Source organism: Winogradskyella vidalii, from assembly GCF_013403955.1.
GTDB classification, from domain to species: domain Bacteria; phylum Bacteroidota; class Bacteroidia; order Flavobacteriales; family Flavobacteriaceae; genus Winogradskyella; species Winogradskyella vidalii.
The window spans coordinates 124,938-149,697 of sequence record NZ_JABFDG010000005.1 but is presented as its reverse complement, the minus strand read 5'-3'; the positions used below and the strand labels follow the sequence as shown (position 1 = coordinate 149,697).

At 33.0% G+C, this 24,760-nt stretch carries 20 protein-coding genes; 8 read left to right on the top strand and 12 right to left on the bottom strand.

The features are described 5' to 3' along the window. Nucleotides 1-31 precede the first annotated feature (31 nt). The gene (locus HM982_RS12710) at nt 32-1,627 is read right to left on the bottom strand and encodes a hypothetical protein (RefSeq protein ID WP_218849840.1); all 1,596 of its coding nucleotides are present in this window, start codon (nt 1,625-1,627) and stop codon (nt 32-34) included. A gap of 11 nt (nt 1,628-1,638) precedes the next feature. Continuing rightward, nucleotides 1,639-4,479 carry a TonB-dependent receptor gene (locus tag HM982_RS12705; RefSeq protein ID WP_179353620.1) on the bottom strand — a complete coding sequence of 947 codons (2,841 nt, stop codon included), beginning with the start codon at nt 4,477-4,479 and terminating at the stop codon, nt 1,639-1,641. A gap of 584 nt (nt 4,480-5,063) precedes the next feature. On the opposite strand from HM982_RS12705, the gene HM982_RS12700 reads away from it, so the two are divergent. The 7 genes from HM982_RS12700 (at nt 5,064) to HM982_RS12670 (ending at nt 11,753) form a co-directional block, all read left to right on the top strand. Further along, nucleotides 5,064-6,152 carry a heparan-alpha-glucosaminide N-acetyltransferase domain-containing protein gene (locus tag HM982_RS12700; protein ID WP_179353619.1) on the top strand — a complete coding sequence of 363 codons (1,089 nt, stop codon included), beginning with the start codon at nt 5,064-5,066 and terminating at the stop codon, nt 6,150-6,152. A gap of 141 nt (nt 6,153-6,293) precedes the next feature. Next, a complete protein-coding gene (locus HM982_RS12695) occupies nt 6,294-6,866 on the top strand; it encodes a Crp/Fnr family transcriptional regulator (protein ID WP_179353618.1) in 573 nt (190 codons plus the stop codon). Nucleotides 6,867-6,954: 88 nt separating this feature from the next. Next, on the top strand, nt 6,955-8,328 hold the full coding sequence (locus HM982_RS12690; RefSeq protein ID WP_179353617.1) for a TolC family protein: 1,374 nt from the start codon (nt 6,955-6,957) through the stop codon (nt 8,326-8,328). A gap of 20 nt (nt 8,329-8,348) precedes the next feature. Further along, a complete protein-coding gene (locus tag HM982_RS12685; protein WP_179353616.1) occupies nt 8,349-9,308 on the top strand; it encodes an HlyD family secretion protein in 960 nt (319 codons plus the stop codon). 3 nt (nt 9,309-9,311) lie between these two features. Further along, nucleotides 9,312-10,487, top strand: coding sequence for an ABC transporter permease (locus HM982_RS12680; protein WP_179353615.1), 1,176 nt, complete (start codon nt 9,312-9,314; stop codon nt 10,485-10,487). Nucleotides 10,488-10,763: 276 nt separating this feature from the next. After that, nucleotides 10,764-11,240, top strand: coding sequence for a nuclear transport factor 2 family protein (locus tag HM982_RS12675; RefSeq protein ID WP_179353614.1), 477 nt, complete (start codon nt 10,764-10,766; stop codon nt 11,238-11,240). Between the two features lie 153 nt (nt 11,241-11,393). Continuing rightward, a complete protein-coding gene (locus tag HM982_RS12670) occupies nt 11,394-11,753 on the top strand; it encodes a hypothetical protein (protein ID WP_179353613.1) in 360 nt (119 codons plus the stop codon). Here HM982_RS12670 and HM982_RS12665 read toward each other — a convergent pair. Together HM982_RS12665 and HM982_RS12660 are read right to left on the bottom strand one after the other, a co-directional pair. Continuing rightward, entirely contained in the window at nt 11,742-12,689 is a 948-nt protein-coding gene (locus HM982_RS12665) for an NAD(P)H-dependent flavin oxidoreductase (RefSeq protein ID WP_179353612.1), read from the bottom strand. The genes HM982_RS12670 and HM982_RS12665 overlap by 12 nt on opposite strands. A 198-nt stretch (nt 12,690-12,887) precedes the next feature. Continuing rightward, nucleotides 12,888-14,114, bottom strand: coding sequence for a class I SAM-dependent rRNA methyltransferase (locus HM982_RS12660; RefSeq protein ID WP_179353611.1), 1,227 nt, complete (start codon nt 14,112-14,114; stop codon nt 12,888-12,890). A 179-nt stretch (nt 14,115-14,293) separates the two neighbouring features. Here HM982_RS12660 and HM982_RS12655 point away from each other — a divergent pair, with 179 nt between their 5' ends. Continuing rightward, on the top strand, nt 14,294-14,959 hold the full coding sequence (locus HM982_RS12655) for an acetyltransferase (protein ID WP_179353610.1): 666 nt from the start codon (nt 14,294-14,296) through the stop codon (nt 14,957-14,959). A 1-nt stretch (nt 14,960) separates the two neighbouring features. Here the strand turns inward: HM982_RS12655 and HM982_RS12650 are convergent, their stop codons facing one another. The 8 genes from HM982_RS12650 to dnaK form a co-directional block, all read right to left on the bottom strand. Continuing rightward, complete coding sequence (locus tag HM982_RS12650; RefSeq protein ID WP_179353609.1) at nt 14,961-16,247, bottom strand: phenylacetate--CoA ligase family protein; 1,287 nt, start codon at nt 16,245-16,247, stop codon at nt 14,961-14,963. A gap of 124 nt (nt 16,248-16,371) precedes the next feature. Continuing rightward, entirely contained in the window at nt 16,372-17,436 is a 1,065-nt protein-coding gene (locus HM982_RS12645; protein WP_179353608.1) for a hypothetical protein, read from the bottom strand. 20 nt (nt 17,437-17,456) lie between these two features. Then, the gene (locus tag HM982_RS12640; RefSeq protein WP_179353607.1) at nt 17,457-18,245 is read right to left on the bottom strand and encodes a hypothetical protein; all 789 of its coding nucleotides are present in this window, start codon (nt 18,243-18,245) and stop codon (nt 17,457-17,459) included. Further along, nucleotides 18,232-18,798, bottom strand: a complete 567-nt coding sequence (locus HM982_RS12635) for an RNA polymerase sigma factor (protein ID WP_179353606.1) — start codon at nt 18,796-18,798, stop codon at nt 18,232-18,234. Before HM982_RS12635 ends, HM982_RS12640 begins: the two co-directional genes overlap by 14 nt. Before the next feature lie 57 nt (nt 18,799-18,855). Next, entirely contained in the window at nt 18,856-19,371 is a 516-nt protein-coding gene (locus HM982_RS12630) for an outer membrane beta-barrel protein (protein ID WP_179353605.1), read from the bottom strand. Between the two features lie 187 nt (nt 19,372-19,558). Next, nucleotides 19,559-19,978, bottom strand: coding sequence for a response regulator (locus HM982_RS12625; RefSeq protein WP_179353604.1), 420 nt, complete (start codon nt 19,976-19,978; stop codon nt 19,559-19,561). A gap of 1 nt (nt 19,979) precedes the next feature. Beyond that, complete coding sequence (locus tag HM982_RS12620) at nt 19,980-22,076, bottom strand: ATP-binding protein (RefSeq protein WP_179353603.1); 2,097 nt, start codon at nt 22,074-22,076, stop codon at nt 19,980-19,982. Nucleotides 22,077-22,729: 653 nt separating this feature from the next. Next, nucleotides 22,730-24,649, bottom strand: a complete 1,920-nt coding sequence (dnaK, locus tag HM982_RS12615) for a molecular chaperone DnaK (RefSeq protein WP_179353602.1) — start codon at nt 24,647-24,649, stop codon at nt 22,730-22,732. Nucleotides 24,650-24,760: the final 111 nt, after the last annotated feature.

Below are 24,760 nucleotides of genomic sequence, written 5' to 3'. Positions count from 1 at the left end.
TTTAATGTTCTAATTTTTATTGTTTTAACGTTTATCTAATTGTTCCATCTAAATTTTTAAACCAATTGCCTTCTGTTGTCCAATCGTTAGACGTGTTTTCAACAGCACCAATAAATGAGGCCTCAGAAAACCAATTCCCTAATTCTATTGGATTGAATGACGATTCCACAGAGCCTACAAAATTATTTAAAGTGACACCTGAGTTACCTGTAGTGACATCAAAGTCCGGATTATCTAAGAAAAAAGATTCCGCTTCTTGTTCGTAATTAATGTTGTTATTAAAAGCTCTAGTATGGTCTAAAATCATTGTATCACCTAACTCATCGATATCTAAATCTTCAACACGAACACCGTCATTAGGAAACTCGGTAACGGCTAAATTCTGCAATACACCATGAGCACCACGGCGAATACGAACACCACGACGTGTCCCCGAATCGACATCATCTGTATAACCATTTCCGATAAGCGTTACATTAGAAATTTGAAACCGTGTACGTGGTTCTTTTAAGAAATTACCTTCATCATTTCGCATTTCAATAGATCGAGCTTGATTCCAGTAATTAACAGGCACTAAGGTTGCTGCAATATCTGTTTGAAAAATCCAAAACTGACCATTACCTTGCCAACCATGTTCGGCCCAAACGCCGTAACCACCATGACCAATACCTGCGATATATTTTAAATTAACACGACCACCTTTTAATCGGAAAGCAATATTCTCATTTCTATACACATGGATATGATCTATTTGAGTATTAGAACCTACGCCAAACATATTTAACGCATTAGAACCATCTTTACCTGTGTATTCTATCCTTACATAAGACAAACGCCCTGAACTATCATTGGGAATATTACCACCATACAGAAAACCAGCGTCGAGTATGGTAGCACCAGCATTTGTAGGTGCTTGTCCAAATAAATATATGCCACCCCAATCTTCTGTAGTTGGTGTTTCATTATATAATAATTTGTCACTTGTAAAAATTATTGGCGATTCTGCCGTGCCTTCAGCTTGAATTCGAGAGCCTCTTGCAATCATCAATCTAGACACAATATCATTGTCGTACGTTTTAAAATACACATTAGTACCAGGTTCAATAGTGAGTCTACTATTATTTTCAATTGAAAATGTACTATCAATGAGATACACCAAATTGGCCTCCATTAAATAGTCATTGTTAGATTTTCCTTTAAGTTTAATGACAGATGTACCGTTTATATCTTCTTCCGTTTCCGAAAAAGTAACATTTACCTGAATAGTATAACTATAACTTACTTCTCTGCCTTCATTATCTAATAATAAAAAGGTAAAAGTAGATTCGTCTCCTAATTCGGAATCTTCTGGCACTATATAATTAAATTCATAATCATAGCTAATTTCACCTTCAATAAAAGCTTGTTCATAATAAAGAGCACCATCTTTGTGTACTACAAATGAAGATAAACCTGAAGCAGCTTGTAACTTAAAATCTAAATAGACTTCATTACCAGGTTCTTGAATTACAGTTGTATTACCTTCATACGATGTAATAAGGCTAGGCGCTGCATAGGTAAAGTCAGACTCGCGCTCACAAGCTACGAGACTTAATACAAGACAAATAATTGGTATAATTTTTTTCATTTTTGCTTTATTTATATTCTATAGCTTAGTCCAAGTCTTGCCAACCAACCAAAATAGGCTATTCTAGAAATGCGATTTCTTTCGCCTTGGTATCTTACACTAGGTGCATTTGTAATATTGGTAAACTCTGTAAAAATTCGTAAACGTTTGGTGAATTGATATGAAGCATTAGCATCTAATTGTAAGCGGTGCTCTTGAAAAATATCATCTTGAGCCTGACTCGCTAAAGAGTTTACAAACGTGCCATTATAGTTGGCAGAAATACGCCCTGTAAAGTTCCCAAAATCACCCGATAAAGCTGTATTAAAGGTATGTTCAGCTTGACCTGGCAGACTGATATTATCTCTATCTTGCGTAAAAGCATCCGAATACGTATAAGTATAATTTCCATCAATACTTAAGTGTTTTAAAAATCCTGGCAGGAAATTTAAAGCCCGTACAAAATTAACTTCAACACCTGCTACTAAAGCTTCTTCTCCGTTTTGTTCTTGTTCAAATTGAAAGCCTTGTGTATTTGGATAGCCTGGGAAATCTGCAGCTAAAGAAGGATCGATTCTTGTAAACTGAAAATTATTAATCTTTTTATAAAACAACCCTACCGAAATGACACCGACGTTACTAAAGTACTTTTCATACATGGCATCTAAATTAAAAGCCTCTGCAGGAAGTAATTCTGGATTCCCAATTAATAACGTAACAGCATCTGCATCATAATTTACATAAGGAACTAAGTCCACAAAGTTAGGTCTGGCATAATTGAACACTCCCGATAACCTTAGGTTAGTGTAGTCATCTAAGCTATATTTTAAGTGAAGATTAGGCAACACAAAATTATAATTACTGCCACCACTTATGGGTTGGCCTTGCACATCTATACCGACTCTTACAACTTCAAAAGCATCATAATTAACATCCGTTTGTTCTACACGAACACCTCCTAGAATCAGTAACTTATTCCATTGTAAATGAAACATCGCATAGGCAGCGTATATATCTTCATAAGCATCATAAGTATCACTTAAAGACAAACGTTGCGAATCCCACGCGTCATCAGAAGTGGTTAATAAGCGTCTATTTGTTTCAATATAATTTTGAAATTCATTGCGACCAATTAACGGTCCAAAACGATAGTCTTCATTCAAAAATTCGTCTGGTTCTTTTCCCGTTAGCACACGTAAAAAAGATTCTTCTAAATTGAGTAAATTATTAGGGTCATTAAAAGCAAAAACTTGATTATCTCTATATTTTGAGTTGGTCTGACTTCTAACCTTTGCACCAAATTTGAAATAACCTGCGTATTCATTTAGAAAGTTAAACGTTTTACGGATATTAATTTTTCCAACAATATGGTCGGCATCTGTGGTTTCAAAATCTTCTTCGTAACGTCTAAAATCATTATATAAAAATGGATTATACATGCTTTCATCTTCCGAAGACAATCGGAAATAGGGAACATCATTATAAATTCCACCCGGATTATCTGCAATTATCGTGACTTCATCTCTAGCAAAATCACCTCTATCTGACGTAAATTCGCGCTGTGATTTTGCATAGAAAGCGCCCCAATCTATTGACCAAGCTCCTAAAGCATGATTCCCTTGTAAATTATACGTGTGATTCTCTTTTAGCTCATCAAAAATGTTGATATCTCTTCGTATGCGTCCATCCGTAATAGAATCTAAAGTTTCATAAACACTTCCGCCTCTATCCATATCGAATCGTAAACGGTTTCTAAGATCATTATCTTCACGTCGATTATACATATAATTAAAAACCAGATTATGTTTATCATTAAACTTATAATCTATAGTTGCTGTAGCACCGATTCTTGTTCGTAAATTTTGTGTAACTCGGTATTGGTAATCATCTAAAGTAAGAATGGAATTTTCTAAGTTTTCAACAGGTGTTTCTGTTCCTCCCCACGCGGCATCAATGCGATCTTCAGCATTATTGTTTTGATAAAAACTGCCGCCTAAGATGACGCCCAACTTACCTTCTTTTACGTTTTCTGAACTAAAAAAACGTTTATCTATTCTCAATTTACCAATGCCATTAAGGTCGCCTGATAAATCGCCATAGCCTAGTGCAGATTCCGCCTTTAATCGGATTTTCTTTTTTCGCGCTACTGGAGTTTGTAAATTAACCACACCACCTATAGCATCGCCATCCATATCTGGTGTTGGTGCTTTGGTTATTTCCATTCTTGAAAGTTGATCAGCAGGAATAAGGTCTAAAGCTTCATTTCTAGCACCACTTTGTTGCGCACTCGGAATCTGCTCACCGTTAATTTGTATGGTTGTATAATGCGCAGGTGTTCCTCTAACACTAACCGTAGAGCCCTCTCCTTTATCGCGTTGAATATTTATACCAGGCACACGCTGAAGTGCCTCTGCTACATTTAAATCTGGAAATCTTCCGATTAAATCAGCAGAAATTACATTTTTTATATTGTCAGCATTACGTTGTTCATTTAGGGCACGTTGTTTTTCTTCTAAGCTGCCTAAAATTGTAATTTCATCTAAAGAATCTGCCTGAGCAGAAAGTTCTATGTCTCCAAGATTAATATCTTTATCTTCAATATCAATGGCGATGTCTTTAGTTTGAAATCCTAAATAACTTACTTCAAGACTAAAATCACCTCTACGTGATGTATTTAACGTAAAGTTTCCAAAATCATCAGTACTAGTTCCTTTAATAACCTGGTTGTCTTGTGTTTTAAACACAATATAGGTACCAGATAAAATTTCTTTAGAATCAGCATCAGTTACCTTCCCTGTGATAGCGATGAAATCTTGTCCACTTATAGTATAAGTTATAAGTAATGTGAGTAAAATGAAAAAGTAATTTTTCAACATTTTGATTAAATAATAGTTGTTAAGAATAAAATTAGAATCAGGAAGAGAACTCCAAAGAGAAGTTCCCTTATCTGATACCTTGTTAGCTTTTTTGATTTAAAAAGTTTTTTAAACTTCATTAATTCAAACAATGATTAATTATTTGATTCAAAATTCAAGAAATAGCGTAGTTTTAAAGCGTAAATATGATACAAAAACGGGGTAGATTTGTTACATGAGAGCCATGTAGACTATGAAATAAAGATCCTTAATATTGTGATAACATTCTGTTGATGTCTTATAAACAAATCCTAATATTATAGCTTGTATTTTGTCAAAATCTAGAGTAAAAGATTCATTTTTATAGCATAAAAAAATAGTGCACTTACCTGATTGAAAAAAAATGGTACGTATAATGTTAAAATTTGAAGTACCACTTATAAAAAGAAAGCGCTATAACGCTAATTTGAAATAAAAGCTCCTAAAAGAGAATCTATATTTTTTAATAACAATATCATTTTTTAGGGGTAACTATTAAAATAGAAAGCAAATAATTTCATTTTATATCAAAAAAACTACCTTTACCAACCAAACATTAATTTTTGAGTACCAACCGCCTATATTTTATCGATGCCGTAAGAGCATTTGCCATCTTAATGATGTTGCAAGGGCATTTTGTTGACACCTTATTAGATGTTTCTTACAGAGACCAAACGAACACCGCATATAGAGTTTGGGAATATTTTAGAGGTATAACAGCGCCAACTTTTTTCACCATATCTGGACTTATCTTTTCTTATCTATTAATTAGAGCCAAACAAAGTGGCAAGATTAAAGCACGTATGAAAAAAGGGCTAATGCGAGGCTTGATGCTCATTGGCATTGGTTATTTATTGCGTGCTCCTATTTTTGAATGGCTTTTAGGAAGATTCAATACCTATTTTTTAGTCGTTGATGTTCTTCAGTGTATAGGTTTATCACTAATACTTGTTGTATTTATTTATAAGTTAACCTTTAAAAAAACATTGTTTTTCTCTTTACTGATGCTCATTCTAGGTTTTGTGATTTTTATGACAGAACCCTTATATCGTTATTTAGAATTACCTGAAGTTCCGGTTGTATTTTCAAACTACTTAACCAAAGAAAATGGTTCTGTTTTTACTATCATCCCTTGGTTTGGCTATGTGGCCTTTGGTGCTTTTATCTCTACGCTATTTTATAAGTATGTTGAGCGCCCTAAGTTTAAGTTTGCCATAGTGTCTAGTTTTTTTATCATTGGTATGCTTCTCGTAAATAGGTCTTCTGATTTATTCCTGTTAATTGACAATCTGTTTAATTTACCAATATTTACAGCCGTTGCTAACTATAATTATTTATTTATTAGGCTAGGAAATGTTTTAGTCATATTCTCATTATTTTATTTGGCTGAGAATTACCTAAAAAAACCACTAATTTTAAAAATTGGGCAAAAAACCTTATCGATATATGTCATTCACTTTATTATTATATATGGAAGTTTTACAGGTCTTGGTTTAAATACAATTATTGGCAGAACACTATTACCTTGGCAAGCCATTATTGGTGCTATTATCTTCTTGTCTGTGGTTTGTTTTATTTCGTTTTACTATGCCAAAACGAATGTATTTGTATATTCTAATTTGCAAAAATTAATGGATAAAATCAGACGTTAAATTCCATAAGTTTTATTAAAATTTGAGGATACTAAATATCGCAATAACGGACTTCTCTACTCTACTTCTATTTCATTTGTTTCTAGTCTAAAATTCAATTAGCTTAGCTTTTATAAATTATCATATAAGTCCATCCTATTTATGAGTTTTTCCGATACCTTAAATGAGTTAGTACAATTTTCAGAAGCTGAATTACATGATATTCTCAATCATTTTACAATGAAATCAGTCTCTAAAAATGAAATACTCGTTAAACAAGGTGAAATTTGTAAATACTTGTATTTTGTAGAACAAGGTATGGGAAGAAGTTATTACCTCAATGATAACCAAAAAGAAATTACACAATGGTTTTTTGGGACTGGTAAATTTATGTCTAGTGCTGATAGCTTTTTTCAAAAAAAACCAAGCTTATACTATTTAGAAGTTCTTGAAGATTCCGTTTTATTCCTTATTTCTAAAGAAAACTTAGAGCGCTTATTTTCTAAATACCCAAAAATGGAAAAATTGGGCCGTCTCGTCATTACCGAAATGTTAACAAATGTGTTCAACAAACTCAATGCTATTCAATTTCAAACCGCAAGAGAACGCTACGATTATATGCTGGCTGAATTTCCAGATATTGCCTATCAAGTTCCGTTAGGACACATTGCTTCTTACTTAGGAATGGCACAAGAAACTTTAAGCCGCATCAGAAGCCAAGATTCCATTAATTAAAGCGTAAATAGCATCACTTTTTGATATAGGTCAAAAATAAATTCTAATTTCAATAATACCTTTGTATAGTAATTAAAAGCCATGTAAAATGAACCTAAAAAAAGTCGCATTAAATTGTGTCTTACTGGTATTTCTTGTCGGATTTACAACCACACTTTCAGCACAAGAATTAGACCCGACATTAAAGGATTTAATCCATAAAGGACTCAATAAAAATCATACTCTAAAAAGTAATCAAATAGAATCAGAACAAGCCGTAATTGACCAAAAAATGGCAAAATCTGTATTCTTACCTAAAATTACTTTTAATGGAAGCTACACACGCTTAAATGACGATATCACTTTTGATGACGACACACAAACTTTACTAATAGAAACTCAAAAACTAATTATTAAAGATGCCTTAGGACTGCCATTTAATTCCGAGTTTCCTGATAATATTCCTTTGCAAGAAGCCGCAAACTTGCAAGACAAAGACATTCTAAAATCCTCAGTAGATTTAGACTGGGTTTTATTTAGTGGCTTTGAGGCTAGCAACGCTCTTAAGGCCAGTAAACACAAAGAATCCTCAGTAAAATATGCCGGACTTGCCGAAGCAGATAAAATTGCATTACAAATTATTGAAACTTATGATAAACTCGCACTTGTTAAAGCCTCTAAAAGGGTATTAACCACCACAGAAAACTATCTCAATGAACAGACTTTTTATGTCAAAAAAGCGATTGAGAATGGTTTAGCAACACCTATAAGTCGAAAAAAAATTGAACTTGCCCAACAACAGCTCGCTGCAAAACAACTCGATTTTAACCATAAAAATATTCTCTTAATAGAAGTGCTTCATCAGCTGACAGGAGAACCTAAAGCCAGCTTAAAATTGCTTCAACCACAACTGCAGTTATTTACTTATAATGCAGCTTCAAATGCTGAAAAACGCAATGAAGTAAAAGCCTTAGAAGAAGCAGAGATTGCTACAAATTATAAGGTAAAAATGGAAAAAAGTAGCTTTATTCCTAAAATTGCTTTAAAAGGACATTACGAATTTATAGAAGATGATTTATCTTTATTAGACCCTCAATGGTATATTGGCGCTGGTATACAATGGAACGTCTTTGACGGTAATTCCTCCCGCTTAAAAAAGAAAAAAGCGGAATTAGAAAGTCAAGTTCTCAGAGAAAAAATCGAAGATGCCGAAGAAAAGATAGCTTTAAGTATTACACAATCACAATTAACTTATGAAGCCGCCTTAGAAAACACTAAAATAGTTGAAAAAGAAATTGAATTAGCTAGTGAAACCTACAACCTTGTTGACCAACAATACAAAAACAATTTAGCCTCAATTAATGATGTACTCGATGCTTTAAACGATGTAGAAAAAGCAAATTTCAAACTTCAAGAATCCTATTATAACGAACGAAGAGCTGTTGCAGACTTACTTCATGCTAAAGGCCTTCTCACTTATTAATCAATCTTAAACGACATAAAATGAACACTTATAAAACTCTAACATTAAGCTTTTTAACACTCTTCCTTTTACAATCTTGTAATCATGAAAAAATCACTCCAAACCGAGGTAAAGTAAAGTTTGAAACCATTGCGATAAGCAGTAAAATAGCGGGTCGAATCCAAGCTGTTTATGTTGAAGAAGGCCAAACCGTAAAAAAAGGCGATACCCTTGCATTGATTAATATTCCTGAAGTGAATGCTAAAATGCTTCAAGCCGAAGGAGCAATTAAAGCTGCTCAAGGGCAGTTAAACATGGCCTTTAATGGCGCAACATCCGAACAATTCAGCCAGATAGAAGGCCAATTAGCAGCCGGAAAAGCACAGTTGGAATTTGCTCAAGAATCATTCCGAAGATTACAAAACATGTATCAGGATTCTTTAGTAAGCCAACAGCAATTTGACGAAGTAAAGATGAAACTCAACATGGCAAAAGCACAAGTCGCTAGTTTAGAAGCCAAACGCGATGAAGTAAAAAAAGGAACACGCTCTGAACAAATAGAACAAGCTGAAGGCCAATTAGACCGTGCGCTTGGTGCAAAAGAAGAAGTTTTATCAGCTTCTAACGAACAATATGTCATTGCACCATCAGCCATGTCTATTGAAACCATAAGTTTAGAAGAAGGTGAATTGCTAACGCCCGGGTTTACCTTATTTAATGGTTATAAAACAAACAGTGTCTATTTTAGATTTACCATTCCGGAATCTAAAATTTATGATTTTGAAGTTGGCAAAGCACTGACACTTGTTAATCCCTACACCAAAGAAGAAACAGCAGCCAAGATAGTTGCAATAAAACAATTGGCACAATATGCAGACATAACAAGTACGGCACCTCTATATCAGTTATCAGAATCTATATATGAGTTAAAAGTTGTACCTACAACCGATGTTTCTGAACAAACATTTTTCACCAATGCTACAATTCTTATAAAAAGCTAAGCCATGAAAAAATTTATAAGCTTACTTAAGATTGAGTTTAAACGCATTTTTTCAAATGGTGTTTTACTTGCCATTTTCTTCGGCGCTCCTATTGGTTATGGTATTTTGTTTGGCTTTGTCTATCAGCAAGCAAAAGTTATCGATTTACCTATTGTAATAATAGATCAAGATCAAAGTCCGGCTACAGATAAAATTATTGATGCATTTGAGGATAATGAAGTTTTACTCGTTGTTGATGTTCGCGCTTCTGATGGAAACATTGTTAATGAAATGCCTGTAGAACAATACGCAGCAGTGATTACCTTACCTTCAGATTTTGAAAAAAACCTATTACAGAAAAAACATCCTGAAATACGTATTGACCTCAATATGGCAAATATTTTGAATGCAAATACAGCGAGTAAAAATATAAGTACTGTTTTAATGACTATGAATGCAGGTATAGAGATTGAAGGCCTTAAGAAACAAGGTTTACATCCAAAACAAGCCCAGGTAACCTACGAAAGTTTTAAAATAAATTTTAATAAGCTCTATAATTCTACTGGAAACTATATTACATTTATGCTACCTGGCTTACTTGCTGCCATTATGCAACAGGTAATTTTCTTAGCTATGGCTTTAGTATTTTCAAGAGATTTTGAAGATGGCTATTTTATCATTTTAACTAAAGAAAGTAAATCAGCATTCTATCACATTATATTAAAAGCAACCCCTTTTTTAATTATGCTCCCAGGTATGTGGTTATTAATAAGCCTGCTATTTCCCTATTTTAATATTACGGCTGGTATTTTTAATACCCCAATGATTGTTATGACTCTATTGCTAACACTCGCCTCAATGGGTATTGGCATGTTATTCTCTATTGCGATTCCTAATCAACTAAAAGCAACGGAGCTATTAATGGTGATTTCTACTCCAGCATTTATACTCAGTGGTTTTACATGGCCAACCTTAGCCATACCTGATTTTATTACAAGTGTTGCGCAATATATTCCCGTGACACAATACTTAAATGGATTTAGAAAAATTGCTTTTTACGGAGGTGATTTAAGTGATGCTGGTCCTGAAATAAGAATTTTGCTATTAATAATCGTGGTCACTTTTATAGCCATGATACTATTGCTTCAGTACAAAATTAATGTTTCAGTAAAAAAACAAAAAGACTATTTAGAGAACTAAAAAAAACGATTTGAAGTGTCTTTATTTTAAGACCTTCAAAATAAAACTGAAATAATATTCTTGTAGATGTTGTTAGCCTATACTTTTATTTTAGTTGTGTATAAACAGTAAATTACAAAATCTGCAAGAAGTTATTTCTTTAAACAAAAAAAGCCATCATATTAAGGATGGCTTTTTTACTTTTCATAACAATTAATTCCATTTTAATATAAATATGAATTAATAGCACTATACTTACGTATCTTTAAGCTATTCGGTTTTCTTAATTAAAAAAAAATGAAAAACATTATAGAAAAATTTTATACGGCATTGAACAATCATGATGGTAATCTTATGGCTTCTTGTTATCATGATGCCATCGTTTTTGAAGACTCAGCCTTTGGAACTCTTGAAGGTGAACGCGCAAAAGCCATGTGGTTAATGCTTTGCGAATCTCAAAAAGGAAAAGATTTTAAAGTTGAATTTTCAAATATAGAAGCTAACGAAACTACAGGTTCAGCACATTGGGAAGCACTTTACACCTTTAGCAAAACAGGACGAAAAGTTCATAATGTTATTGAAGCTCAATTTGAATTTAAAGATGGATTGATCATTAAACACACGGACACCTTTGACTTGCATAAATGGGCAAAACAAGCCATGGGCATTAAAGGTATTTTTTTTGGAGGCATGCAGTTCTTTAAAAATAAGCTTCAGAGTCAGACCAATTTACTTTTAGATGATTTTATTGAAAGAAAAAAATCAACAAATTGAATTCCCTCTGCCCCTCTAAAACACACCATTTTCATTAAAAGTCATGTTTACAGCTACTAATTATTACAGTTCATCGTAAAAACTACAACTCAAACAAATACATTTGATAATTAAGCATTTAAAACGATACTTCAAGGCTTTAAAGAAAAGCCTATGAAAACCATCACTACAATTTTAGCTTTAACTGTAATTAGCTTAGGACATGCACAGTTTATATCTGAAGATGATTTATTACATGGAGCTGTTGGTGCAGGAATTTCTGCAGCAAGCTATACAATTATCTATTCGAAAACTAAAAACTTAAAAAAAGCATTTTGGTACAGTCTAGGAATTTCTACCTTAGCCGGGCTTTCAAAAGAAGTGTATGATGGGTATATCATTAAAGGTCAATTTGACACAGGTGAAGCTGTTGCTACTATTTCTGGAGGTTTAATTGCTAGTTACACTTTTAATATTTTTACAAGAAAAAAACGAAAACGACGAAAAAAAAGGGAGTACAACCTAAGCCGTTAAATATTGAATAATTTCTTGAACAGGACGAATTGCTTTGGTGTGCTCAATACTTGGCCCAGCCACCCAAACTGTTTTATAAGTTGCCTTTTTAGCCGCTTTTTCAGTGGCTTTCATCCCGATTGAAAAACGAATCATTTTCACCCACTTTTTCAGTGTTTTACTCTTATTCAATACGCTTTCTATCCAAGTGGCTTTAGTGCCTATTTTTTGAACATAAGGTGTATTAATTACCGTACACGGTGTACCAGAAATACGCTCGGTCATTATTATATCTTTTGCACCGTAATCGACACAAGCTTGTTTGTATTCGTCTGTAACACCTGCTTCTACTGAGGCAATAAACGGACTACCAACAGAAACGCCTGCTGCACCATAACCTAACATCTTTTCAATATCAGCTTTACAACCAACACCTCCTGCAGAAATAACAGGAATCGATAATTCTTTATCTAATAAACGTGTTAATTCCTCAGGCGATAAATTACCTCTGTGACCTCCAGCTTCATTATTTACTGCAATAGCAGCATCTGCTCCCAATTGTTCTACTTTTTTAGCAAATCTTAAGTCTGTGACATCACAAAATACTTTAATTCCTGCGGCATGAGCTTGTTTAATGGTTTCCTCTGGACTTCCCAACGATGTAATTATAAAGTCGCAACCTTCATCACATAACACCTCTAACTGATCTTTGTATTTTACATTTGATTTGTTAACAATTAGATTAAAACCGAAAGAACCTCCTTCAACTTTTGCCGTTTTCAATGCTTTTATAGCAACTCTTAACTCATCTAAAGTTCTATAATTTAACGCCGGAATACAACCTGCTATCCCTGCTTTCATAGCTTCAGTAACCATCGCTATATTAGAAACCAAAAACATGGGCGCTTGTATAATAGGGTATTTTATATTGAGGAGTTCAGTGAGTTTAGTTTGCATTGTTCTAACTTAATAAAATGAAAAAATCATTGATTCAACTTAATTCTACACTTACAAATATACTGTAATTTCTTATGCATGCATAATAACAAATTACGAATTGCTAAAATTTAAGCCTCAAAATTAAGATAACCCCAAAAAACAAACCCTAAAACCATTAAATTATCACAAATTAACTTTAAGGATTTTGGTCCTTGATTATTCTAAAAATCGATAATAACCACATTTTAAATAAGCGCCTTCAGGGAAAGCAATAGGATGATCACTATCGTGTTTCGTTTTTAACTCTGTTTCAAAAAGTCGTGACTGAGCGTTTAAAACTCTAGAATTTAAATCGAAAAACGATTGTGCTAAAACTCGAGAAGAACAAGATGCCAAAACCAAGATACCTTCTTTTGAAGTCAGCTTCTCCCCTAACTCCGCAAGCTGCGCATATTTCTTTTTCGCTAACTCTATTTCCGACTGTTGTTTTGCAAAACTTGGAGGATCAATAACCACCACATCAAAGGTTTTTCCTTTAGAAATTAAAGCTCTCATTTCTTCAAAAGCATCACCTGAGATGGTTTTATGCCGCCCAGGATAGTCATTCAATTTGCCATTTTCACGAGCCATATCTAAAGCTTGTTTACTAATATCTAAACTAGTTACTTCGGTTGCTCCATTAGCTAAAGCGTGTACTGAAAATCCGCCTGCATAAGAAAACACATCTAAAACGGTTTTCCCTTTACTTAATTCTCCAACACGTTTTCGATTCGCTCTATGATCTAAAAAATAACCCGTTTTATGCCCTTTAATAACATTTGCCGAAAAATTAATACCATGCTCTACAAATTCTACAACGTCATTTTCAAGTGTTCCAAAAATCACATCGCCATCCTTTAAACTATGGTTATTGCTGTTTTCTAAGCTTCTGCTTAAACGCATCACCACAGTTTTAGCTTTAGAGATTTGCTGTAAACACTTTAATATCGGTTTTAAATACGGCAACCATATTTCAGAATAAAGCTTCACCACCAATACAGTATCATAAACATCTGCAATTAGACCAGGAAAACCATCATTTTCGCCAAATAATAAACGATAACTATTGGTATTAGTTTGTAATAATTCTAAGCGTTTACCATAAGCTAATTCAATTTTATGTTGAAAAAAATCAGCATTAATTTGAACTTTAGTATCTGCATTATGAATAACTTTTATTCTAATAGGTGATTCAGCATCGTACAGACCAATGCCAATAACTTTATTTTTATTCTTACTAAAAATAATCGCTAAATCTCCTGTCTTTGCATTGTCATTAATTTTAACAATGCTATTTGAAAATACCCAAGGATGACCTTTAACCACAAATTGTTCGCCTTTGGCATTGAGTTTAACGGCTAAATTTTTAACCTGAATTTTAGTTAAGGCGATATTGAATGTCATAATTATAAGTTAACCTATTAAAGCTGCAAAAATAACCTTAATAATATAAAACGATACATAAGTGTGACATCAAGTTGATTCGTATAAATTTAAATAATTGCTGTTTGTAACCCTATATTTGTGTATATTAATGCCGAAACTATTAGAGGTAGTCTCTACTCTAACATCTTTAAAATCTTATGATAAATATTTTAATTTATGGTGCTTCGGGTCATGCTAAAATGATTATTGATAGCATTGAAAAACAGAATAATTATACTATTAAAGGTTTTATTGACTCTTATAAACCCTTACATCTAAGTGTCTATAATTATAAAATAATTGGAAATTTAGATAGCCTTCCAGAACTTATAAAAACCCATAATATTGAAGGTATCGTAATTGCTGTAGGCGATAATTACGCTAGGCAAATGGCTTACAATAACATTGTAAACATAGCGCCTCAACTACAATTTTTTTCTATAATCCATCCTACTGCTGTTATTGCTAAAGATGTTAAAATTGAAGAAGGCACTGTAGTTATGGCCAATGCAGTTATTAATGCCAGTGCAAAAGTTGGTAAAGTTTGCATCTTAAATACTGCTTCTACGTTGGGACACGATTCTGTTATGGCCAATTTTTCAAGTTTAGCATCTGGTGTTCATGTTGGAGGAAATGTATATATAGGACTTGGTTCAGCCATAAGCATTAGTGCTACTATAATTCAAAATATAAGTATTGGCGATTACACCGTTGTTGGTGCAGCCTCATTAGTATTAAAACCAATTGGGGATTTTAAATTAGCCTTCGGAAATCCCATTCACACAATTAAAGACAGGGCTAAGGATTCAAAATATTTAGGTTAATCTACAAATAAAACTCATTAACCACTTCGCGGCGTTTTCCGGAAGCGAGCAACGGCACCTCATCTACATAATTAATTTTTATAATCGCATCGTCTCCAAAATACGTTTTATAATCGGCAATTAATTTTGCTTCAGCTACTGGTGCATCCGTATTGAAGTTGAAATGGTATTCTTTTTTACTTTTCTGAACCAATTGGTATTGCTTAAAGCTTCCATAATCTAAAACCCTTAAGGACAAATGTGATGAAATTAAGTCCCCTTTAGTATTGTAAAGCTGATCTATTTTTCGTCCTGAAATTTCAGTAAAATAGGGTATGCCGTTTTCATCTAAATCCATACAACCTATATCTCCTGTGTCATACCGAATTAATAATGTTGCTTTATTGTATAAATCGGTTAAAACAATACGGCCAGGCTGACCAAAAGGCACTACCGTATCTTCATTTAAATTTAGAATTTCTATAACATAACTAGAATCGTTAATTCTAAATTTATTTGTATTTCCTTCTATTTGCTGTGCTATAATTCCGGTTTCATTATTAGAATACCGTGACAAGGGCGTCACCCCAAAATATTGTTCTACTTGCGCTTTAGTTGTTGGCTTTAAAGCCTCGGAAATGGTAATAATAGATTGGGTTTTAAATCGGATTGGGTTTTCCCCTAAAGCAGCGATATAATTGCAAATTTTTTCTAATGCTGTTGGATAGCCTAAAAAACTAATTGTTTTGTTTTTTTGATTGAGTTCCGTTATTAGTTTCGCTATGGCAGCATCTGATAAATTTAAAATGTTCCATGGCTTAAAATTCTTAATCCAAAAATTCAATTTTAATTTAGTGGATAAGCTTTTTGGCCATATTCTTATAAACACTAAATATTGTCCTAATTTGAAATTTGATTTTGCAGAAAAATAGAGATTATCCGACTGAATTTTTCGAACCTTTTCTTTATTTTGATACAGACGAAATGGTGATCCTGTAGACCCACTTGTAGCTACTAACTTACAATCCTTTTTATCATACTTATCAGAAAAGAATTCATCATAATGATTACGAATCATATTTTTATCCACAACCGGAAAATCTTCTAAAGTTTTAAATGCTTTATCTTTATAATATTGTGTGGTTTGAGTAGCATGACTTAAGAGTTCATCTAACTTTTTAGCATTTTCAGTTTTAACCCAACGCCTATCTTTTGCTTCTAAAATAGCTATAGTAAAGTGATATGTTTTCTTTAAAGAGTTTCCTTTGAAAAAATCTAGTAACCAAAAAATATTTCGTCTTAAATTCAATTTAATGCGTTTCTGTAAAATTAATTAAATTTTGATTTACAGTCGATTAATTAGAAATACTCTAAATTAAAAACGCAACCTGAGTTAATTAAGGTTGCGTCTTCTTATTGTATTTTTTTGTGCTTTAATTAAAATCGAATCGCAGACCAAAAGAAATTATATTAATATCATCAGGATTGTCTTTAAATACCGGATTAACATTATATTTAGCGTAAATACTAACATCTCGATAGCCAACATAAGCACTTGGTCCAAAATTAATATTGTTCAAATTAAAATTATCTTGCTGTGTTACCCGTGTGTTTAATCCATTTTCATCATCATACCTTAAAAATTGAGAGGTATAAATTCTAACGGCAAAATAACCGCCTAAACCCATTCTAAAACCACGTTGCGAACGCAAATAAGTTTGCTCTGTTTTACTGTGGTATTGTGGTTTTGAAAAATCTATTTCTAGGTGTACAGGAAGCGCCATTGAAATATTATCTAACCGAGATCGTTTAAGATCATATCCACTATCTTGAAGCGTTGTTACGTCTCCATCAGTTACAAACATATCATTATCTTCTTTTGGTCTTAATTCATCAACCATCATAGAAAGTCCAAATTTTAAGTTCCAAAAGGTTGTCTCTTCTTTGAGTCTATATTTAAACGTAAAACCTAGTTCACTATTACCTAGTAAATTTGATTTAAATCCTTCACCGTAATAGCCACTATCATCGTTTAAAATTTTATTAGCGCCAAAAGTTATAACAAACTGTGTTGTAAAACGTTTTTCAACCTTTAAACCACTGAGAGAATCTTTATAGAAATTCTCTTCTTCAAAAACGGTTATAAATGGCTTAGTTCGTTCGTTTTCTTCATCATTCCATTCTAATTTACCACTAACTTTATCCTTTATTAAAGCTTGTAATTTTTGTTCTTCTCTAAAAACGGCTTCATTAATTCTTTTGGCGTGGTAGACTGCCAATTCCTTTTTTTCAACCTCTGCAGCCTCAAAAGTCATTTCCTTATTTTCTACCTGTTCATCAAGCTTCTGAAGTGCTTTTTTTAAGGTGCTCTTTTCAACCCTAGTAATAGAATCAATTCTGGAAGCGATAAGTGCTGCCTGAGCTTCAAAAGTGTTGGTCTGTCCCATTGTATATGTTGTACAGCATAGCAGGACGACAATTAAGATGTAATGTTTCATAATAAACTAGTGATTAATAATTAGTGACTAGGTTTGTAATTTCTATTCGCAACAGCTTCCTTAAATCCTTTTAGCTGTTTGGATGCTCGCTTAAAAATACTCTTGTTTTTTTCATCAAATAATTCCTTTTCCATTTCTACTAAAAGTGCATCGGATTCTAAATAGGTTTTTGGTTGCGCTATTTTATTTTTTTGCTGCTCTACAGGACGCTTTGTTGTTGCTATCTGTAAAAGTTCTTCTACGGTGATATAGGGCGTCTGATTTAACGTATTAGCATTTGCTAGTTGTTCTTTATTGTCTGTAATCATCTGCTCATCCGTAGCGCTTTTATCAATAAATTCTTCAACTGGAAGTGATTCTTTTTTCGCTTGAATACGATTAGATGTTTCTGCTAATTGTTGTTTAGAAGGCGTAACATTAGAATTTAATGTGGGGTGCTGTTCCTCTTTCTTAGATTGTAAAGGACTCCGAGAATCTTCTTCTGTTTCAAAAACTAAAACCTCTTTAATTACTTTAGGTTCGGGTGTTACATTATGCTTCACCTCATCTGTTTCTTCTGAAGTATCATTATCATAACCTATTTGTAAGGGCTGTTCGTTATTTTCCGTTTTTAGTACAAATTGGCTACCCACAAAAAACAATCCTAATAATACAGACGCAGCGACAGCATAATGTAACCACATTTTTCGCTTCTTTTTAGGTTTTGTATTCAAGGCCACAATTAAGCGCTCCCTGGCTTCCGAAGAAGGTGCTATTTCGCGTTCTTTAAAGTTATCCTGAATTATTTTTTCTATATTATCTGGTTCCATTGTCTTTTAAATTTAATTGTGAAAGCCTATTTTTTAACAATGTTTTGGCATGTGCTAATTGTGATTTTGATGTCCCAATACTAACATTTAGTAAGTCTGCTATTTCACGATGCTTATAACCTTCAATCACATAAAGATTAAATATGGTCTTACACCCCACCGGAAGTTGATCTATGGCATTTTGTATGAGTTCTGAGGTAGAATAATCAGATGTGGTCGCTGCCTGTGAAAAATAGTAATCGCCTATTTCTACCACATTAAATTTATTTTTCTGAATACGTAAATACGAAATACATTCGCGGACCGTAATACGCCGTAACCAACCTTCAAAACTACCATAAGGTTCGTATTTATGAATATTTTGAAAGGCTTTATGAAACGCTGTGATCATTACATCTTCAGCAAATTGTAAATCTTTAATATATTGTCTACACACACCAAGCATCTTTGCCGAAAACGTATCGTAAAGTGCCAGCTGCGCTTTTTGATTGGATGCTTGTGCTAATCCAACCAAATCACTCACGTTTTGGTTTATTGATACTAGTTTTGACATGGTTTTATAGTTGTAATTTAGTAAGTTGGCTACCAACGACTACTTTTTAAAGTGATTTTATATTCTGTAAGTAAAATTGATGCCCGCATTTAAAATTCCACCTGGCGAAAAACTGCTGTACGTAGACACTATTCGTAATCCATAATTAAGTTGTCCACTTAAATTAAAGGTGGTTTGAATTCCTAAATCTATCCCTAAACCATTGTTATCTTCTTCAAGAATGTTTTCCTCAAAATTAAGATATGAGAATCCAAATAGAGATTCGAGTTTCGTATTTTCAGATTTTAAAAAATCATAGGCCACTTGAATTGCATATTTATCTAATTTATAATTGGTATCTAATGCATCACTTCTCATGGTAGCATTCGCGGCTGATAAATATAAGCTCATATTAGAATTTATAGCATACCCTAAAGTACCTTCGATATTCTCTCCTGAATCTTTACCAACCAACTGTTCGCTTAATGTAAACCCAATGGAAAACTTAGATCTATTGGTTTCTTCGTCTTGTGCTGCAACTAAATTGACACTTAAAATTAAGACTAAAATTAAAATGTAGTTTACTTTTCTCATGATTCTTGTTTTTAAAAGGTTATTTTTTCTAATTGAAACGTTGCTAAGTTTTCGCTTCTATTAGTAAAAACGCTTTTAAAACAAAAAGGGTTGGATGCGCAAAAAAAATAAAATAAAAGTAAAAAACGCAATTTCTCGATAGCTATCGGGAAATTGCGTTTTTACTAAATAATATTACAAATAAAGGTTAAGCTAGTTCATCACGCTCTTCAATTTGTTCCATAATCGCCTTTAATTCTCCTTTTTGAATTGGTTTTATGATATAATCAGAAATATCACTAATACTTTTTGCTTTAGCAATATCGACGGGATCTATAGAAGATGACACCATATAAATAATGATTTTTTTATCTAACTTAGGTTTTAATTGAACGTACTCTTCCATAAACTGAAAGCCATCCATTATAGGCATATTGATATCTAAGAAAATAATATCTGGTAATTGATCTTCACAGTATAGATTTTCTATCAAAAAACTTATCGCTTCTTCACCATCTGAAAAAAACATTATTTTCTTCGTTAACTTTAAAGATTGTAAGGTTTTACTTATGGTAAATTGATAGATATCATCGTCATCTACAACACAAATATTATAATGGTTTTTCATATTAAAAATTTATTTTAAAAGTAGTCCCAACATTTATTTTACTAGTTACAGTTATAGAGCCTCCTAAAGCCTCTACTTGAGTTTTGCATAAAAATAAGCCAACACCTTTAGCTTCTGGGTGTCTATGAAATACTTTATTTAGTCCAAAAATTTTATTGCCATGTCTTTGTAAATTAATACCCAACCCATTATCGGAGACAGTCAACTTAATTTTACCATCTTCAAGCTCTGTTTTAATTATTATCTCAGGATGTCTTTCTTTTGAACAATACTTGATGGCATTTGATACTAAGTTAAGGAAAATACTTTCTAAATAAATTTTATTGTAATTAATTTTTGATACCGAACTAAAATCAGATTTAATTATCGCTTTAGATTTTAAAATCTCTCCACTTAAAACTGCTTTCGTTCTTTGTAGAACATCATCAAAATTCAAACTTACTTTTTCTACAGCATGATTATTTGTTATTCTTAAAGCGTTAACCAACGTATTTAATGTAAGCGTTAAATGATCTATTACCACCTCAAACTTAGCCATTAACAGCTCTTTTTCCTTCATGCTTTCTGCTTCGTTAAAAAAACCTAGAAGAGAATTTAAGTTACTAACTGGTGCGCGTAAATTATGAGAGGTAATTTGTGCAAAATCTGCTAACTGTTTATTGCGTTCAATTAAATTTTGGGTTAACATTTCTAAACTAGATTTAGCTTTTAATATATTTTGCTCCGATACTTTATGATAGGTAATATCTTGAAGAAGGCCATATAAAATGATTGGTTTTTCATTTTCCATTTCAACTTGACCTATAGATCGGACCCAAACAGACTCATTGTGATAATTAATTATTTCTAACTCTAAATCATAAGGCATACCTTCTTTTACAGCCTTTTCTGTTGCTGCAAGAATACTATCTCTACTTTTTCCCTCCTTATAATACGAAATGCCTTTCTCTAAACTAATGTCAAAATCTTTTGGTATCGCATGGATGTCTTTTACAACATCACTTAAATAGGATTCGTTGGTTCTTAAATCTACTTCCCAAGCGCCTATTCTCGCTACTTCATTTGTTTTAGACAGAATATTTTCTAAACGTTTTTTTTCAGACTCTTTTTTCTTAATATGTGAAATGTCACCCGAGCTTATAATAATTCCTCCAATAGTACCATCAACATTATACCAAGGGCTTGTATCCCAATATATCCACTGAATCGACCCATCTTTTCTCTTAAATAGGGCTTCATCACAACGGTGTCTTTCTCCCTCTAAGCATCTCTGATTAATAGCTTTCCAATCTTCACCTATTTCTGGAAAGACATCATAATGATAATTTCCTATAACCTCGCCTTCTTCTAATTTAAATACCTTTTTCCATTCTTTTGAAACAGTGATGTAATTCAGGTTATTATCAAGCATAGCAATGGGAGATGGCAATTGCTCTATAAAAGCTTTATTAAAAATTTCTCGCGATTCTAATTCTGCTTTAAGTTTATTTAACTCTTCAATTTTATGAGTTAATTCCGATTTAGATGCGGTTAATTCTTTATTGGTATTTATTAATAACCTATTTTTTTTAAATAATTGTTTAAGGCTAGGTAACATGACGAACAAAAATTCACACATCACTATCATAAAAGCAATCGAAACAAAGAGGTATATTTTAAATTTCAACGCACTAAGGCGTTCTTGAGTTGTGTTTTGATATTCTAAAACCAAAACATCTGTATTGTGTAAATAAGGTTCTTCTAATGTTGAAATAAGATTAAAATCATTTTGTAAATTTTCTTTGTCATTATTTACAACTATATTCTTTCCTGACCTTAATATTTGTTTTTGATATTGTTCATTAACCGTTAATAGGGAATCTAAGGTTTCATTTTTCCAATTATCTGTATTAATATCTAATAAATAATCATGACGCAACTCCCATTCAGTAAGTAACGAATCTAAAATTAGAATATCTTTTTGTTTAGAATTACCATAGTTTATTTTGTAGGCTAGTTTTGAAATGTTTTGGCTCAACATACGTTGCCTACCAGAAACATTAATTAGATAAGCATCAGAAATTTGTGAATTTATACTATACTGAACAATAAACAGCATAGCTAATATTATTATAAGAAAGGTACTTAAAAATAATAAATACCTACGATACAGTGATTTTTTTAATATCCTCATTTAAGAAACTTACAATATTTGTTTCCCAATCTCGGTAATAGGTATCCGTATGGCCAACAAGTTTTAATCAACTACGCGCCAGAAAGAATATTTTCTTAAAATAAAGAAAAATTTATAACGATTTAGGAACAAATATTTTTTAACAGAATGTTAAAATACAAAAAAAAGTGAATACCTTAACAATTTAATTAAATTGCATACAAATTTCAATTTTACGCCTTAGTCTTTTACAATTTTGTGTTTGGCTCAAATTATCAATATTCCATTAGAATTACTTATAAAACAAAAAACGCAACCTAAATTTAGGTTGCGTTTTTTAATTATTTATAAAGTCTTTCACATTATCATGCTTTGACTTCAAATTTTTATTGAAATACGGCCAACTTACGTCGGCTAAGCGATTCACTCAACTTTAGCGAAAAAGCTAAAGTTGGTTCTCTGAGATGCCCAACTGCGTTGGCATAAGCGATTCACTCAACTTTCGCAAAAAAGCTAAAGTTGGTTCTCTGAGATGCCCACCTGCGTTGGTATAAGCGATTCACTCAACTTTCGCAAAAAAGCTAAAGTTGGTTCTCTGCTTACTTAACTTCTTCGAAGTCTACATCTTCAACATCACTACCTTCATCAGCAGCTTGTCCTTTAGCACCTGCACCTGCATCTGTTGGTCCACCCTCTGGAGCACCACCTTGAGCTTCTGCCTGAGCTTTGTACATTTCTTCGCTTGCTACTTTCCATGCTTCGTTGATTTTCTCTAAAGCTGGTGTAATAACTGCGATATCTTTTGTTTCGTATGCTTTTTTCAATTCTTCAAGTGCTGACTCTATTGGCGCTTTTTTATCATCAGATAATTTATCACCAAATTCTTTCAGTTGACTCTCCGTTTGGAAAATCATAGCATCTGCTTCATTCAATTTATCAGCTGTTTCTTTTGCTTTTGCATCAGATTCGGCATTTGCTTCAGCTTCAGCTTTCATCTTTTGGATTTCTTCTTCTGTTAATCCAGATGAGGCTTCAATACGGATATCTTGAGACTTGTTAGTGGCTTTATCTGTAGCAGATACTTTAATAATACCATTGGCATCAATATCAAACGTTACTTCAATCTGAGGCGTTCCTCGTCTTGCTGGTGGAATTCCATCTAAGTGGAAACGACCAATTGTTTTGTTATCTGCTGCCATTGGACGCTCACCTTGTAATACGTGAATCTCTACTGATGGCTGATTGTCTGCAGCTGTTGAGAATACTTGCGATTTCTTAGTAGGAATCGTAGTATTAGACTCAATTAACTTCGTCATTACATTACCCATAGTTTCAATACCAAGAGATAATGGCGTTACGTCTAATAAAAGAACGTCTTTTACATCACCTGTTAATACACCACCTTGGATTCCTGCACCTAAAGATACAACTTCATCAGGGTTTACACCTTTACTTGGTGCTTTTCCGAAGAATTTCTCTACTGCTGTTACTACTGCTGGAATACGTGTAGAACCACCTACTAAGATAATTTCATCAATATCTGACTTTGATAAACCTGCTGCTTTTAATGCCGATTCACATGGCTCAATAGTACGCTTGATTAAATCGTCAATTAACTGCTCAAATTTAGAACGTGTTAATGTACGTACCAAGTGTTTTGGTCCACTAGCTGTTGCTGTAACGTATGGTAAGTTAATTTCTGTTTGTGCAGAAGATGATAACTCAATTTTTGCTTTTTCAGCAGCTTCTTTTAAACGTTGTAAAGCCATTGGGTCTTTACGTAAATCCATATCTTCATCCTTGATAAACTCTTCAGCTAACCAATCGATGATTCTTTCATCAACATCATCACCACCTAAGTGTGTATCACCATCTGTAGATAATACTTCAAAAACACCGTCACCTAACTCTAGGATAGAAACATCATGTGTACCGCCACCAAAATCAAATACTACGATTTTTTGATCTGTACCTTTTTTGTCCATACCGTAAGCTAATGCTGCAGCTGTAGGTTCGTTAATAATTCTACGAACTTTAAGTCCTGCAATCTCACCAGCTTCTTTTGTAGCCTGACGTTGTGCATCATTAAAATATGCTGGTACTGTAATTACAGCTTCAGACACATCTTGTCCTAAATAATCTTCAGCCGTTTTCTTCATTTTTTGAAGAATCATAGCTGATAATTCTTGAGGCGTATATAAACGACCATCAACATCAACACGTGGCGTATCATTATCACCTTTTACCACTTTATATGGTACGCGTTCTGCTTCTTTTTTAGACTCAGAATACTTATTACCCATAAAACGCTTAATTGAATAAACTGTTTTTGTTGGGTTAGTTACTGCTTGTCTTTTTGCTGGATCTCCAACTTTAATTTCACCACCTTCTACGAAAGCGATAACCGAAGGTGTTGTTCTTTTACCTTCAGCGTTTGGGATTACAACCGGCTCATTACCTTCCATTACAGAAACACAAGAGTTGGTTGTACCTAAATCAATTCCAATAATCTTACTCATAATTTTTATTTGTTATTCGTTTTCCGTCTACACGGAAATTATACTATTATTATTTTTATACTCGGTTTGTATAAGTCAATGATTATGCCATGACAAAAAATATGACATGAT

Bases quoted from the DNA above. Each gene is read 5' to 3' on its own strand.
- HM982_RS12710 (WP_218849840.1), bottom strand. From the start codon at position 1,627: ATGAAAAAAATTATACCAATTATTTGTCTTGTATTAAGTCTCGTAGCT.
- HM982_RS12695 (WP_179353618.1), top strand. From the start codon at position 6,294: ATGAGTTTTTCCGATACCTTAAATGAGTTAGTACAATTTTCAGAAGCT.
- HM982_RS12690 (WP_179353617.1), top strand. From the start codon at position 6,955: ATGAACCTAAAAAAAGTCGCATTAAATTGTGTCTTACTGGTATTTCTT.
- HM982_RS12685 (WP_179353616.1), top strand. From the start codon at position 8,349: ATGAACACTTATAAAACTCTAACATTAAGCTTTTTAACACTCTTCCTT.
- HM982_RS12680 (WP_179353615.1), top strand. From the start codon at position 9,312: ATGAAAAAATTTATAAGCTTACTTAAGATTGAGTTTAAACGCATTTTT.
- HM982_RS12675 (WP_179353614.1), top strand. From the start codon at position 10,764: ATGAAAAACATTATAGAAAAATTTTATACGGCATTGAACAATCATGAT.
- HM982_RS12670 (WP_179353613.1), top strand. From the start codon at position 11,394: ATGAAAACCATCACTACAATTTTAGCTTTAACTGTAATTAGCTTAGGA.
- HM982_RS12665 (WP_179353612.1), bottom strand. From the start codon at position 12,689: ATGCAAACTAAACTCACTGAACTCCTCAATATAAAATACCCTATTATA.
- HM982_RS12660 (WP_179353611.1), bottom strand. From the start codon at position 14,114: ATGACATTCAATATCGCCTTAACTAAAATTCAGGTTAAAAATTTAGCC.
- HM982_RS12655 (WP_179353610.1), top strand. From the start codon at position 14,294: ATGATAAATATTTTAATTTATGGTGCTTCGGGTCATGCTAAAATGATT.
- HM982_RS12645 (WP_179353608.1), bottom strand. From the start codon at position 17,436: ATGAAACATTACATCTTAATTGTCGTCCTGCTATGCTGTACAACATAT.
- HM982_RS12640 (WP_179353607.1), bottom strand. From the start codon at position 18,245: ATGGAACCAGATAATATAGAAAAAATAATTCAGGATAACTTTAAAGAA.
- HM982_RS12635 (WP_179353606.1), bottom strand. From the start codon at position 18,798: ATGTCAAAACTAGTATCAATAAACCAAAACGTGAGTGATTTGGTTGGA.
- HM982_RS12630 (WP_179353605.1), bottom strand. From the start codon at position 19,371: ATGAGAAAAGTAAACTACATTTTAATTTTAGTCTTAATTTTAAGTGTC.
- HM982_RS12625 (WP_179353604.1), bottom strand. From the start codon at position 19,978: ATGAAAAACCATTATAATATTTGTGTTGTAGATGACGATGATATCTAT.
- HM982_RS12620 (WP_179353603.1), bottom strand. From the start codon at position 22,076: ATGCTGTTTATTGTTCAGTATAGTATAAATTCACAAATTTCTGATGCT.
- dnaK (WP_179353602.1), bottom strand. From the start codon at position 24,649: ATGAGTAAGATTATTGGAATTGATTTAGGTACAACCAACTCTTGTGTT.